General features: G+C 46.3%; 15 protein-coding genes. 10 read left to right on the top strand and 5 right to left on the bottom strand.

Annotated elements, in window-relative coordinates; genetic code table 11:
• The first annotated feature begins 489 nt into the window (after positions 1–489).
• The 3 genes from mobI to FKQ60_RS14285 all read left to right on the top strand — a co-directional run bounded on the left by mobI (position 490) and on the right by FKQ60_RS14285 (position 2,383).
• A complete protein-coding gene (mobI, locus tag FKQ60_RS14275) occupies positions 490–1,071 on the top strand; it encodes a conjugative transfer protein MobI(A/C) (protein ID WP_170905025.1) in 582 nt (193 codons plus the stop codon).
• Positions 1,068–1,577, top strand: coding sequence for a hypothetical protein (locus FKQ60_RS14280; protein WP_170905024.1), 510 nt, complete (start codon positions 1,068–1,070; stop codon positions 1,575–1,577). The genes mobI and FKQ60_RS14280 overlap by 4 nt, the downstream gene beginning before the upstream one ends.
• Before the next feature lie 107 nt (positions 1,578–1,684).
• Positions 1,685–2,383, top strand: a complete 699-nt coding sequence (locus FKQ60_RS14285; RefSeq protein ID WP_170905023.1) for a hypothetical protein — start codon at positions 1,685–1,687, stop codon at positions 2,381–2,383.
• Positions 2,384–2,521: 138 nt separating this feature from the next.
• On the opposite strand, the gene FKQ60_RS14290 is transcribed toward FKQ60_RS14285, so the two are convergent.
• Positions 2,522–2,845 carry a helix-turn-helix transcriptional regulator gene (locus tag FKQ60_RS14290; protein WP_170905022.1) on the bottom strand — a complete coding sequence of 108 codons (324 nt, stop codon included), beginning with the start codon at positions 2,843–2,845 and terminating at the stop codon, positions 2,522–2,524.
• A gap of 103 nt (positions 2,846–2,948) precedes the next feature.
• On the opposite strand from FKQ60_RS14290, the gene FKQ60_RS14295 reads away from it, so the two are divergent.
• A complete protein-coding gene (locus FKQ60_RS14295; RefSeq protein WP_170905021.1) occupies positions 2,949–3,329 on the top strand; it encodes a hypothetical protein in 381 nt (126 codons plus the stop codon).
• A 463-nt stretch (positions 3,330–3,792) separates the two neighbouring features.
• Positions 3,793–4,233: an FMN-binding protein MioC gene (gene mioC / locus FKQ60_RS14300; RefSeq protein ID WP_170906669.1), complete on the top strand. Its 441-nt coding sequence runs from the start codon at positions 3,793–3,795 to the stop codon at positions 4,231–4,233.
• Positions 4,234–4,252: 19 nt separating this feature from the next.
• Here the strand turns inward: mioC and FKQ60_RS14305 are convergent, their stop codons facing one another.
• The 4 genes from FKQ60_RS14305 to FKQ60_RS14320 are packed head-to-tail and all read right to left on the bottom strand — an operon-like array spanning position 4,253 to position 7,558.
• Complete coding sequence (locus FKQ60_RS14305) at positions 4,253–4,825, bottom strand: type I DNA topoisomerase (RefSeq protein WP_170905019.1); 573 nt, start codon at positions 4,823–4,825, stop codon at positions 4,253–4,255.
• Between the two features lie 6 nt (positions 4,826–4,831).
• The gene (locus FKQ60_RS14310) at positions 4,832–5,308 is read right to left on the bottom strand and encodes a DUF494 family protein (RefSeq protein ID WP_154169673.1); all 477 of its coding nucleotides are present in this window, start codon (positions 5,306–5,308) and stop codon (positions 4,832–4,834) included.
• On the bottom strand, positions 5,305–6,435 hold the full coding sequence (gene dprA, locus FKQ60_RS14315) for a DNA-processing protein DprA (protein ID WP_170905018.1): 1,131 nt from the start codon (positions 6,433–6,435) through the stop codon (positions 5,305–5,307). The genes FKQ60_RS14310 and dprA overlap by 4 nt, the downstream gene beginning before the upstream one ends.
• Positions 6,436–6,442: 7 nt before the next feature.
• Positions 6,443–7,558 carry a LysM peptidoglycan-binding domain-containing protein gene (locus tag FKQ60_RS14320; protein ID WP_170905039.1) on the bottom strand — a complete coding sequence of 372 codons (1,116 nt, stop codon included), beginning with the start codon at positions 7,556–7,558 and terminating at the stop codon, positions 6,443–6,445.
• Between the two features lie 139 nt (positions 7,559–7,697).
• Here FKQ60_RS14320 and def point away from each other — a divergent pair, with 139 nt between their 5' ends.
• The 5 genes from def to FKQ60_RS14345 all read left to right on the top strand — a co-directional run bounded on the left by def (position 7,698) and on the right by FKQ60_RS14345 (position 13,464).
• Complete coding sequence (def, locus tag FKQ60_RS14325; RefSeq protein ID WP_004397567.1) at positions 7,698–8,210, top strand: peptide deformylase; 513 nt, start codon at positions 7,698–7,700, stop codon at positions 8,208–8,210.
• Between the two features lie 18 nt (positions 8,211–8,228).
• Positions 8,229–9,176 carry a methionyl-tRNA formyltransferase gene (gene fmt / locus FKQ60_RS14330; protein WP_170905017.1) on the top strand — a complete coding sequence of 316 codons (948 nt, stop codon included), beginning with the start codon at positions 8,229–8,231 and terminating at the stop codon, positions 9,174–9,176.
• A gap of 56 nt (positions 9,177–9,232) precedes the next feature.
• Positions 9,233–10,513, top strand: coding sequence for a 16S rRNA (cytosine(967)-C(5))-methyltransferase RsmB (gene rsmB, locus FKQ60_RS14335; RefSeq protein ID WP_170905016.1), 1,281 nt, complete (start codon positions 9,233–9,235; stop codon positions 10,511–10,513).
• 95 nt (positions 10,514–10,608) lie between these two features.
• A complete protein-coding gene (gene trkA, locus FKQ60_RS14340) occupies positions 10,609–11,985 on the top strand; it encodes a Trk system potassium transporter TrkA (RefSeq protein ID WP_004397573.1) in 1,377 nt (458 codons plus the stop codon).
• Positions 11,986–12,018: 33 nt separating this feature from the next.
• Positions 12,019–13,464: a TrkH family potassium uptake protein gene (locus FKQ60_RS14345; RefSeq protein ID WP_158137563.1), complete on the top strand. Its 1,446-nt coding sequence runs from the start codon at positions 12,019–12,021 to the stop codon at positions 13,462–13,464.
• Positions 13,465–13,482 lie beyond the last annotated feature (18 nt).

Consider the following 13,482-nt stretch of genomic DNA (forward strand, 5'->3'; position numbering starts at 1 on the left):
AGTTCATCACAAGTCATTATTTTGATTGCTTTTGGATTTAAGTGCCAACGCGAGTATCAAACCCACCAACCGAAAAGCAACCCAAAAGCGCTCTTGCTCACAGCCCACCGCGTGCTGCCCCATGGGCTTTCACATGTGAAAGTGCATCAGCCCTCAAGCGCTTCAAACTGACCAAATCCCACAATAATCTAGAAATTTACCGTCGCAATCCCATCAAAAAAATAATCGACGCCCAGGTCCCACAATGATTGGACTATAAATCCCTACATCCCCGCCAAAACAATAAAGCAAAGAAAATAATCCGTAGCAACGTCCCACAAGGATAGATATCTGGAAAGTACAGGGATAGGTCCTAGGAGAGGAATCGCTGCCATGACTACCAATCAGCGATGGGACTAGAGGAAAATTATGCGCTCAAAAAGGGCAATTACAGATGCGTAGGTAACCGTACGTTTGCGCTACCTTAAGCAAAACAAACAAGGAGCCAATATGACTGTATTAAATGAACATTCCGCCGCCTATCAATGGCATCAACGAGCCCAGCAGCGACATCCCGAAAGTGAACAAGAGTGCTTTGAACTCGCGCTATCACAATCGCTAAAAGCTCTTAATGATATCGAGAACTTTGCAATGCAAGAGCCCTATCTGCTTGAGTTTTTAGCCAGTTGCTACGCTAACCAATTTTGGCGAATCCATCGAACACATAAGGAAACCTCACCTGGCCGCTACGGCTGCCGTGTTCGGGTTCGCAACCATCGCTTTGAAGCGGCTTGGTACTACAACTGGTATCTCAGTGCCAACCAAATGTCACAGCGAAACAACAAAGAACAGCGTGTTCGATCAAAGCATTTAGCCAAAGGCAAAGGCTTTCGTTACCCACCGGGTCGCTTTTCAAAAGCAAACTCGGAATGGGAATCCGATCTTATTGAGTACACAGAAGATGCCTTCGCACTGATCCGCGAAGTGCGGCATGAAATCCTCACCATCAAACAAAAAGCACAAATCTGTACAAAACGGCTTAACAAGCTTCGTGAGCACTTTCAAAAATCCCAAAATGGAGAAGCACTATGACGAAGAAAACCACACCCAATGTCGGGATCGTACAACTAAGCAAGGAAATTGAGTTAAGTAATCTCAAGTTGAAGCTGCCTGAGGCAGTTCCTTTGCCAGAAAGAATCGATGGTTTATCTAATTTCGTTGCGACAGAGTCAAAGCACTTGATGGCAGCAGCAAAAGAACTGAAGAAACAAATGGATAAACTAAAGAAAGCCTTGTCAAAAGAGTACAACGTAGAGTACCCATTTCGCTATGAGTTCATTGTTACGAGTGAACAGCGCTTACCTAAAATCAAGTGGCACCGCGTGATCGCTCGTGTAGGTTGGTATCCTGAGCTTGAAACCCAAGAAGTTTCAAATGGGGTGTTACGCCGTTTTTCACATGCAATGGATTGGGAAATCCCTCTCTATCTTCATTTGCTAGACCAGATCAACCGACTGGAACAGCGTGTGAATCCAATAAGAGAGCTGTCTAGCCAGGTGAGAAAAACGATGCGAGCGATAAAAAAACTGCAAATTTAGTTCTATCCAATCAGGAAGCTTCATGCAGTGAAATGAAGCTTCTCCCCACAGTTTGCATTTTCAAAATCGATGATACGCTGGTAGTAAAGTGAGGAGAAAATGCTGTGATGAGATTGAAAGTTCAGGTTGAAAACATCAATGCTGAAAGCGTCGAAGTCGCGTGGTTCACGGGGTTGAACAATCACGGTATCGTTACGGTTCAAATTGCTCAAAGTGAGTTCCGGTGCGCTATCGCAGAGTTAACGGCGGCAAGGTTCTTACTACTCGACAAACAGGTATTCGGGCGCGTACCAAACAGCGGTAAAGGTCTCGCACTCAGCCTAACCAAAGAAACCATTTTAGCGGCCAAGAATGAAGCTCTCAAAACTGCCGCACTGTTTCTGTCCAACCGTCTATCCGGTATCAAACTTTATTCTGACGAGATTGTTGATATCACTCATCCAGAAACAAAAGACATTATTACGCCTTATGCTTCACCCTATCCGACGTTTGAGGTTGCAAAACTTGGCACCATCGCCATCAGCAACCATGCAATGCAACGCTACCAACAAAGGCACAGGCAAGGTGATATTCGCAATCCATGGCACAGCTTACAGAAGCAACTCTCCCACCCAAATCTAGAAAGACTGACTTTGTCATCAAGAACACGCTTTCAAAAGCTACTCCGTTACGGAAGCGAGCAACATGAGATTTGGGCCAACCCTACAGGCAATATTTACTTTCAAATTGCATCCTTAGCGGAACACAAGTTGGTTGTGACGGTTTTTTCTCAAGTAACGCATGCTTTCAATGAAATTCATGCTTAGGAAAGCTAAGCTAAACAAAGATAGAAGATACTTACAGGAGATGAATATGGAACTTTGGTTTTGGCTGGGGGGTTTATTACTGACAGTCGCCGCAGTCGGTGGGGTATTTTGGTATTCAGGACGAGAGCGATAGCTTTATTACTGGTCGATGTTATCGAGTTCCTGCCTGATCTGCTCAATAAGCGCCTGCTTTTTAGTTTCACTGAGCTTTTCAATCAAACATGCCAGTTCTGCTGAGCTGTCGGAATCTGAAAAGAAAAACGCAACAGGCACACCAAGCTCCTGAGCAAGCTTTTGTAGCGTACCGATATCGGGCATATGACGCCCTTTTTCATAATGATTCATTCGGCCACTCGCAGAACTTGGGTCCATACCCAAACGGATACCGAGCTCTCTTTGGCTGATGCCAACTCGATTTCTAGCCTGTTTAAGGCGCTGCGGGAATACGTTTGTTCTAGACAAGTGAGAATCATCATCAACCTTTGGTGCTTAGATTTTCTAAGTTTTTATTATATCTGTATACTTAGGATAACTAAGTATAAATTTGGTTAGCGGAGAGAACGGCATGAAGACATTGATAAATTTTGCGCTCTTTTGTTTATTTTCCCTTGGCTGTTTAATCGCAACATACCAGTCATGGGGATTGGTGCTAACGGCCATCCCACTTGTTGTCTGGTTTCAAACTCCGCTGAACTTTTTTCACAAAAAACGCTTGGCTGCGGTGCTATTTTGGTTGGTACTTATCTACTTTCATTGGCTTCTTGGCATAGCTACTGCGCTAACTTATTTTGCTAAGCACGTTTGGAGTTTGCACCGTCAGTACGAACTACCGATGACACAGCCAACGAAGACAAAACGCACAATCATCAACCCAAGCACCGGACTCCCAATGAAGGATAAGCATTTTGATATAGCTGGTAATGGTTATTTCTGGAAGAATGATTGATATGGACGAGATCAAACGAGTTGTGATCAACCTACTGAGACTCTTGATGATCCTGTTTGGCAACTTTTGTTGATCACCTTCTCTATCACTTGTTGGATCAAAAGATATCTTCTGCTTATTCACAGGGTTCGTATTCTCGCTCTACTCTTCTGGACAGGATTTGCTTACTATAGATTGTCAGTTGGAAAGCCATTTCCCACCATTCCCACTTTTCCCATATTGATCTATGATGGAAGTCATCTTGGGAAGTAAGAATTTGACCATAAATTGTAATTTGGTCCCCAATCGGTCCCCAAGACGTCGCGCGAGGCCAGCTATTATGGGAAACTTCACTTTCTGTATCGGCAAATAGATTAGTCAGTTGTTGTCGGCCATCATAATCTGTAGGGGATTCGCCTTAATTCAGCTCATCTATTAAGGTAAATAACGTCATTTTTTTATATCAGTTAATCGAGTAATGCACATGATTCATATTATTACCGGAAGTACCTTGGGCGGGGCTGAGTACGTAGGCGATCACATTAGTGACGTATTGCAGCAAGCGGGGCTTGATACTCAGATTCATAACCAGCCCGTATTGACGGATATTCCAGCGCAAGGTACATGGCTTATTGTGACCTCAACTCATGGTGCTGGAGATTATCCTGATAATATTCAGCCTTTTATTAATGATCTTCAGCAAACGCCACCGAATACTCAGCAGTTGTCTTACGCGGTGGTTGCGATTGGTGATTCAAGTTATGACACCTTTTGTGCGGCGGGAAAACACGCTGATGATTTATTGGAAGACATTGGCGCAACACCGATTGCAGATTGTTTAACGATTGATATTCAGCACCATCCTGTACCTGAAGATGCAGTTGAAGAGTGGTTAAGTGAATTTATTCAGCGTGTGGCGCAGTAACCTGAACCTGTAAAGTAAGTTAGTCGGCGGATTGAACGTGCGCGCATTTACGATTTGCGCATAAGTGTTTAGTGCCGCTGGCAAATTTTTTCTCTACCAGTAATTGAAAGCCACAAACTTGGCATTGTCCTGCTAATGGTGGTTGATTGACGGCAAATTTGCATTTTGGGAAGGCATCACAGGCATAAAAGGCTTTGCCAAACCGAGATTGACGTTCGATCAGATGGCCTTGGCGACATTCTGGACAAACCAAGTGACTCGTATGGTTTTTTTTTGGTGTGTTTGCGGTTGGTGACTCGATATGGTGACAGATTGGATAGTTACTGCAACCGATAAACATGCCGTAGCGTCCTTGGCGTAGCACCAGTTCATGTTGACACTCTGGGCAAGCGACACCGAGTGGTTTGACAATGTGTCCATCGTTGTGATGCAAGGGTTTGATATAGTCACACTGGGGGTAGTGCTCACAGCCTAAGAATGGGCCAAGTTTAGCGCGGCGAAGCTGTAGGGCTCCGCCACACTTGGGGCATGGTTGATGGTTAAGGGCTTGTTCATGAGCCGAAAATAGCGATGGATCGATCGAATTGCTCATGGTGGCTTAATGTAAAATACCTTGTTCTTTGCTGTACAGTAGCTCTTCCATCAAAGTGTAGGCATTTTCATTGCCAGGAACATTAAACAGCACCATTAAAATGATCCATTTTAGGTCATCGAGTTCGAATTCGTTGGTTTCTAAGCCCATGACTCGATCAATAACCATTTCTCTGGTATCAGAGGTTAATACTTTTATTTGCTCTAAAAACAGTAAGAATCCACGTGCTTCAATGTCCAAACGTTCCATTTCTTGGGCGGTAAACATTCGCATCGACGTAGTTGCGCTGGTGGCGATGGCAGAGTGAGTATCGGTTTGTTGCAACGCTGCCAGCTCTTCGAGCCAATGTAGTGCTTTGTAAATATCTGGTTGATGAAAGCCTGCTCTTAACAATTCATCTTCGAGCTCGTCTTGATCCACCTGCAATTCAGCATCGCTATGGATATACGTCTCAAATAGATACATCAAAATATCCATCATCATAGCTTGCCTCTCCCCTTACGAATATAGCCACCGGAAACGGCAACAACATGGCCTAAAAGCTCTAACTCTAGTAGCTGCATCATGACTTCTTGCACGGGGATATGGGTCCGTTGTGCCAGAATATCAACTGGTGTCGCTTCTACTCCTACGTTAGCTAACAGCTCGGGAAATGGCAATTGTTCTTCATCATTTGGGCAACAAAAAAGTTCACCTTGTGTGCTAGAGGGTGAATCTTTGCACCAATTGAGCAGGTTTTCTACTTCTGCCAAAATATCCTCAACAGTCTGTACGAGACAGGCACCTTGACGGATCAACTGATTACTGCCTTGGCTATTGGTACTCGTGATCGGGCCGGGAATCACAAAAACGTCTCGTCCTTGTTCTATTGCATAGCGGGCGGTGATTAATGAGCCGCTTTTTTCAGCGGCTTCTACAACCAACACCCCAAGAGATAAGCCACTGATAATGCGATTGCGTCGTGGAAAATGTTCGGCACGCGGTGGTGTATTAGGACGAAACTCAGAAATTAATGCGCCATTATCTTTGATCCGCTCCGCAAGCGTTTTATGCCGTGTGGGATAAATACAATTCAGTCCAGAGCCTAATACTGCGAGGGTTGCTCCCCCAGCTTTCAGCGCTCCATCATGCGCATAACCATCAATACCTAAAGCCAGTCCACTGGTGATCACTATATTGTGCGCGGCTAATTCACCAGCAAATTGTTGAGCGATATGTTGATTATCAATCGTCGCATTACGACTGCCGACAATAGCGATTTGAGGTTGTTTTAACCAGTGCCGTTGTCCTTCAACAAACAGTACTTTGGGGGGCGAGGGAATTTCACGTAATAACGGAGGATAATTGACCTCATCATAGAGAGGGATGATATGACGCTGTGTGGCTTGTTGCTGCCAGATTAAACACTGTTCAACGTCCTTCTTACTTTGGTTAAGCAGATAATCCACTTGTTGAGCGGTTAATCCCAGAGCCAGCCATTGTTGGGCGGTGTAACCCGCAAGGTTAGTCAATGCATCACGACTCAGTAATCGGCTTAAGTTTTTTTGGGTTAACTTAGGCGTAAAACTGAGTGCGAGCCAGATGGTTAAATCGTGTTGGTCGGTTGGCATCACTGTGCTATGGGTGAAGTGAGCTGAACGTCGATGTCGCGCTATCCGATACCTCGGGAGGTAGGATCACTATCTGATTATCAATCGCGGCTTGGCTACTGGTGATCAGCGCTAGACTCATGGTGGGATAAGGACGAATGACCATGAGAGTACCGACTTTTTTCGCTGGTAACGTAATGACTTGGCTGGCGCGCTGTGCTTTGTCGGTATATTGCTCCCCCTTTTGGTAAACCGTTTGGCCGGCTTGATAAAGTTCAAACATGCTGCCTTGTTCTAGGCCCTCTTCTCGCCCATGGTCGATAACCACCACATGGTGCTTCGCTGCGTATTGACTGCCTTCCAACGTGCCGAGTAGCCTAGGGCGCGCATTATGTGGTGCTGGGCGAGGGAAAAAAGTTGTACTTAATGGTAATGATTCCAAGCTGATTTCTGGCAAAGCGATATCGTTTGCACGGATCTCTTGATTGAGCTCATCAATGGCTAAGGTTGTCATTGAGGGGGTACTTTCAACCAGATGTGCGGTCGCCAAGCGACGTAGAGCTCGCATAGAGTGGTTGGCACGTTGAAACTCGTTCATGGGACGATAGATACCCCAATGTTGCGCCTCATGTTGACCTTCAAGGTATAGCGCATCCGGTTGACTCAGGTATTGCTTGCCTTGATTTGAGCCAAGAATGCGTAACTGGTCGTTCAACTCTTGGGAGAGAATCAGTCTATCAGCCAGTAAGTAAGGCAGCAGTAACGCTTCTTCGACCGTTGTGAGGGGCGGTTTTTTGAGTACTCGTGCTTGTGGGCTGAGTTTGATCATCGGTTTAAGGCTTAATGTCGGTTGACCGTCGCGCCAGATTAACGTCAGTTGATCGCCAGGATAAATTAAATGCGGATTACTTATCTCAGGATTTGCTTGCCACAGACGTGGCCATAACCAAGGGTTATCTAAATACAGGGCAGAAATACCCCACAGTGTATCGCCTTTAACTACCGTATAAGTCCGTGGTGCTGAGTCTTTGATGCTTAACGGAGCCGGAGAGGCTAATGCATTGATGGATAAGCAGAGAGCGGCTAAACCTAGTGCGCTAAACCGTAGCCACAGAGAGCGATATCGAGTCATTAATACGGTCATCACCTGACTTCCTTGCTGGATGAATGAGAAAAGGTTTGTGAGAAATATGGCAGGATGCTGTCATTTAGGTCATAAAATGTCTAGAATTGACCCAACCAGCGTTAAGCTGTTTCGGCACAGTTCAATTTTTCGAGTGTATATGTCTGTATTACAAGTATTAACATTCCCTGATGATCGTCTTCGCACCGTTGCCAAGCCGGTTGAAAAGGTCACGCCAGAGATCCAAAAAATCGTTGATGACATGCTAGAAACCATGTACGACGAAGAGGGTATCGGGCTTGCTGCGACTCAAGTCGATATTCATCAACGTATTGTGGTGATTGATGTTTCGGATAGCCGAGATCAACCCATGGTGCTAATTAACCCGCAAATTATTGAAAAGCGCGGTGAAGATGGTATCGAAGAAGGTTGTTTATCGGTACCTGGATCGCGAGCTTTAGTGCCTCGTGCTGCTGAGGTGACTGTAAAAGCGCTTAATCGCGATGGCGAAGAGTATACCTTTGAGGCTGATGATTTATTGGCTATCTGCGTTCAGCATGAGCTGGACCACTTAGAAGGTAAGCTATTTGTTGATTACTTATCGCCATTAAAGCGTAAGCGTATCAAAGAGAAGTTAGAAAAGATTAAGCGTTTCAACGAGAAACGAAATTAATGCAATAGAGAGGTCAGCGTGAACCAATCATTACGTATTGTGTTTGCAGGAACTCCGGATTTCGCCGCCCGTCACTTGGCGGCGTTGTTGTCTTCGGAGCATGAGGTTATCGCGGTTTATACTCCGCCCGATCGACCTGCCGGACGCGGTAAAAAACTCACCGCCAGCCCAGTTAAACAGATGGCGCTTGAGCAAAAAATCCCTGTGTATCAGCCAGAGAATTTCAAAAGCGACGAAGCAAAACAGACCTTGGCTGATCTTAATGCCGATGTGATGGTAGTGGTGGCTTACAGTTTGTTATTACCGAAAGCTGTGCTTGATATCCCTAAATTGGGTTGTATTAATGTTCATGGCTCAATTTTACCTCGCTGGCGTGGCGCAGCGCCGATTCAGCGCTCGATTTGGGCCGGTGACAGTGAAACTGGCGTCACCATCATGCAGATGGATGTTGGTTTAGATACCGGTGATATGCTGAGTATCGTTCGCTTACCGATAGAAGCCAGTGATACCAGCGCTTCAATGTATGACAAATTAGCTGAGCTTGGCCCACAGGCTTTGGTTGCTTGCCTTGATAAATTAGCTTTAGGCCAACTTAGCCCAGAAAAGCAAGACGATGCTTTGGCAAATTACGCCCAGAAGCTGAGTAAAGAAGAAGCGAAAATCGATTGGACACAAGAGGCGGCGTTTATTGAACGCTGCGTGCGAGCGTTTAATCCTTGGCCGATCAGTCATTTTGATGTCGCTGATAATACGATTAAAGTCTGGCAAAGCCGTGTCGATGAGCGCGAGTCTACTCATGCCCCCGGTACCATTATTCAAGCGGATAAATCGGGCATTTATGTGGCGACAGGCCGTGGTGTGTTAGTGCTAGAGCAAATCCAAGTGCCGGGTAAAAAAGCTATGCCAGTACAGGATATTCTTAATGCTCGCGCCAGTTGGTTTGCGGTGGGCACCCAACTTAGCTAAACCTTTACGAGGGCAGAGATGCCCTAATTGATTTTCTTTTTAATGTGGTATTACTCATGAATGTTCGCGCAGCTGCGGCCAATGTTTTATTCCAAGTGGTCGATAAAGGCCACTCTCTGTCACACGCTTTGCCTGCGGCGCAAAAAACCATCCGTCCCCGCGATCATGCTTTATTACAAGAAATCTGCTACGGGGCATTACGTTATTTACCCCGCTTAGAGTCGATAGCCGGCCAGTTAATGGATAATCCATTAAAAGGTAAAAAGCGCGTCTTTCATCATCTGATCTTAGTCGGTTTGTATCAGTTGAGCTTTATGCGCATTCCTTCCCATGCCGCGGTAGCGGAGACGGTGGAAGCCACCAAAACTTTGCGTGGTCCAAGTTTAAGTGGTCTGATCAATGCCGTACTGCGCAGCTATTTACGCGATCAAGAAGCCCTTGATACTTTTGCTGTTAGCCATAATGCAGGATTATATGCGCACCCAAGTTGGTTATTGAAACTGCTGCAAGAGGCTTATCCTCAGCAATGGCAAACCATCATTGAAGCCAACAATAGTAAAGCACCGATGTGGCTGCGGGTTAATCGCCAGCATCATAGCCGTGAAGCATACCTTGCGCTGCTCGATAATGAGCAGATCGAATACACCGTACATCCACAGGCGGCAGACGCGATTAAGCTCGCGAGTCCGTGTGATGTTACTTTATTGCCCGGTTTTGATCGTGGTTGGGTGTCAGTGCAAGATGCCGCTGCTCAGTTAGCGGTAGATTATTTACAACCGCAAGATGGTGAGCTGATTTTAGATTGCTGCGCGGCACCGGGCGGAAAAACAGCGCATATTTTAGAGCATACTCAAGATACTGAAGTAGTGGCGATCGACAGCGATGCGGCACGTTTGGAGCGAGTCTACGATAATTTAGAACGTCTGCAACTGCGCGCGGATGTGATTTGCGGCGATGCACGCTACCCAGAAGAGTGGTGGCAAGGTGAGCAGTTTGATCGTATCTTGCTCGATGCGCCTTGTTCGGCAACGGGAGTGATTCGCCGTCATCCGGATATTAAATGGTTACGCCGCGCCAGTGATATTGAGGCTTTAGCTGAGCTACAGAGTGAAATTCTCGATGCGATGTGGAAGCAACTTAAAATCGGCGGCACTTTAGTCTACGCAACGTGCTCAATTACTCCGCAAGAAAACAGCCAGCAAATCAAAGCTTTCTTGGCGCGAACGCCTAAGGCACAGCTGATCGACTCTGATCCCGAGCAGCCGGGCAGACAAATTTTGCCTGGTGAGCAGGACATGGACGGCTTCTACTATGCGGTGTTGCGCAAGCAAGCCTAGTCATAGATAGACGATCATGGTTGTTGAGCGTTGATTAAAACCATCAGAGTTCAAAATATCATCCGTTGGATTACGTGAAGACAAGAGAGTAGGGTATGAAAATCATCATTCTTGGTGCAGGGCAGGTCGGTGGCACGCTAGCAGAAAACTTGGTCGGCGAAAATAATGATATTACCGTTGTTGACCGTAATCCCGAACGGTTGCGTGAATTACAAGATAAATACGATTTGCGAGTGATTAATGGCCATGCTAGCCATCCGAGTGTGCTACGTGAAGCGGGTGCACAAGATGCCGATATGTTAGTGGCCGTGACCAATACAGATGAAACGAATATGGCTGCCTGCCAAGTCGCGTTTACTTTATTTAACACCCCAAATCGAGTGGCGCGGATTCGTTCTCCAGAATACCTACTAGAAAAAGAGGCACTGTTTCAATCGGGCGCGGTGCCTGTTGATCATCTGATCGCTCCAGAAGAGCTGGTAACCAGTTATATTGAGCGTTTAGTTCAGTATCCCGGTGCGTTGCAGGTAGTCAGTTTTGCCGAAGAAAAAGTCAGCTTAGTGGCGGTAAAAGCCTATTATGGCGGCCCGTTAGTGGGCAATGCATTATCGGCATTACGCGAGCATATGCCACATATTGATACTCGTGTGGCGGCGATTTTTAGACAAGGTAGACCGATTCGACCGCAAGGTACGACGATCATTGAAGCTGACGATGAAGTTTTTTTCGTCGCTGCGAGCAACCACATTCGTGCAGTCATGAGTGAGCTACAACGGTTAGAAAAACCGTATCGACGGATCATGATTGTTGGTGGCGGTAATATTGGCGCGAGTCTAGCCAAACGTTTAGAACATACCTATAGCGTGAAACTTATCGAGCGTAATTATCAACGGGCGGAGCAACTGTCTGAAGAGCTCGAAAACACGATTGTATTTTGTGGTGATGCGGCGGATCAAGAGCTATTGTCGGAAGAAAATATCGATCAAGTCGATGTGTTTATTGCCCTAACCAACGAAGATGAAACCAATATTATGTCCGCTATGCTAGCAAAACGCATGGGCGCGAAAAAAGTCATGGTGTTGATTCAGCGTGGTGCTTACGTCGATCTAGTGCAAGGTGGGGTAATTGATGTGGCGATCTCGCCTCAACAAGCGACCATCTCGGCGTTATTGACCCATGTGCGTCGTGCCGACATTGTCAACGTCTCTTCGTTACGGCGCGGCGCAGCAGAAGCGATTGAAGCGATTGCTCACGGTGATGAAACTACTTCTAAAGTGGTCGGACGCACGGTGGGAGAAATACGCTTGCCACCGGGAACGACCATTGGAGCGATCGTCCGTGGTGAAGAAGTGCTGATTGCCCATGATCGCACCGTGATTGAACAAGATGATCACGTGGTGATGTTCTTGGTCGATAAAAAATACGTGCCTGACGTGGAAAGTTTATTCCAGCCAAGCCCCTTCTTTTTATAACTATTCTTTCTGTAACTATAGGTATTTGGCGTTATGTTGAATATACGCCCGATTTTATTCGTGGTAGGGCTGGTGCTGTCAAAGCTAGCGCTATTTATGTATGTCCCGACATTGGTGGCTTTTTTTACTGGCACTGAAGGGTTTATCGATTTTGCGCAAGCGCTAGTGATCACCCATCTTGCGTCGTTTGCTTGTTTGAGTATTGGCCGCTCCGCTGTATTTCGTCTGAATGCCCGAGATATGTTTTTGATCACCAGCTTGGTTTGGACGATTGCCAGTGCCTTTGCGGCATTACCGTTTGTGTTCATCAACCACATCAGCTTTACCGACGCTTATTTTGAAACCATGTCAGGTCTCACTACCACGGGATCTACGGTGCTCAGTGGCTTGGATTCTATGGCCCCGAGCATTCTACTCTGGCGCTCCATTTTACAATGGCTAGGCGGCGTCGGTTTTATCGTCATGGCGGTAGCAGTATTGCCAATGCTTAACGTTGGCGGAATGCGTTTGTTCCAAACCGAATCATCCGATTGGTCCGATAAAAGCAGTCCCCGCGCTAAAACGGTAGCGAAAAATATTGTTGGCGTTTACTTGGTGCTAACCGGACTGTGTATCCTCGGTTACTTATTGACGGGCATGGGATGGTTTGATGCTATTAATCATGCGTTCACGACTTTATCGACCGGAGGTTACTCAACCTCTGATGGCTCAATGAACCATTTCTCTCATGGTGCTCACTGGGTCGCGATCGTGTTTATGTTTTTGGGTGGGTTGCCTTTCTTATTATTTATTGCCGCCCTTCGTAAGCGTAGCCTACAAACGGTCATTCAAGATGCCCAAGTACGCGGCTTTTTCCTATTATTTATGATCACCAGTTTAGTGATTGCGCTATGGCTAACCATACATAATGGCTACTCGTTATTAGATGCACTGCGCGTGGCGATGTTCAATATTGTCTCGGTAGTGACCACCACAGGATTTGGACTGGATGATTTTACTGCGTGGGGGGCCTTCCCTGCGACGTTATTCGCTTTTTTGATGGTCTCAGGGGCGTGCTCCGGATCCACCTCTGGGGGGATAAAAGTCTTTCGTTTTCAAATCGGCTTTGCCTTGCTCAATAAACAAATGTTGAAACTGGTTCATCCGTCGGGTGTGTTTGTACAGCGCTATAATCAACGGCCGGTTAATGAAGATATTGTGCGTTCCGTCGTCGCCTTTGGTTTGGCATTTTTCATTACCATTATTTTGCTTGCTGGTGCGTTATCGGCGATGGGGTTGGATGCCGTAACCAGTATTTCTGGAGCGATCACGGCCGTCGCGAATGTGGGTCCAGGTATGGGCAATGTGATTGGCCCAAGTGGCAATTTTGCCCCGTTACCTGATGCGGCGAAGTGGCTGCTCAGTATTGGTATGCTGATGGGGCGATTGGAAATATTGACGATTTTAGTGCTATTTTTTCCGGCTTTTTGGCGACGGTAGAGGGTTGAGTCTATCCTT

The organism is Vibrio sp. A11, assembly GCF_013048705.1.
Taxonomy (GTDB): domain Bacteria; phylum Pseudomonadota; class Gammaproteobacteria; order Enterobacterales; family Vibrionaceae; genus Vibrio; species Vibrio metschnikovii.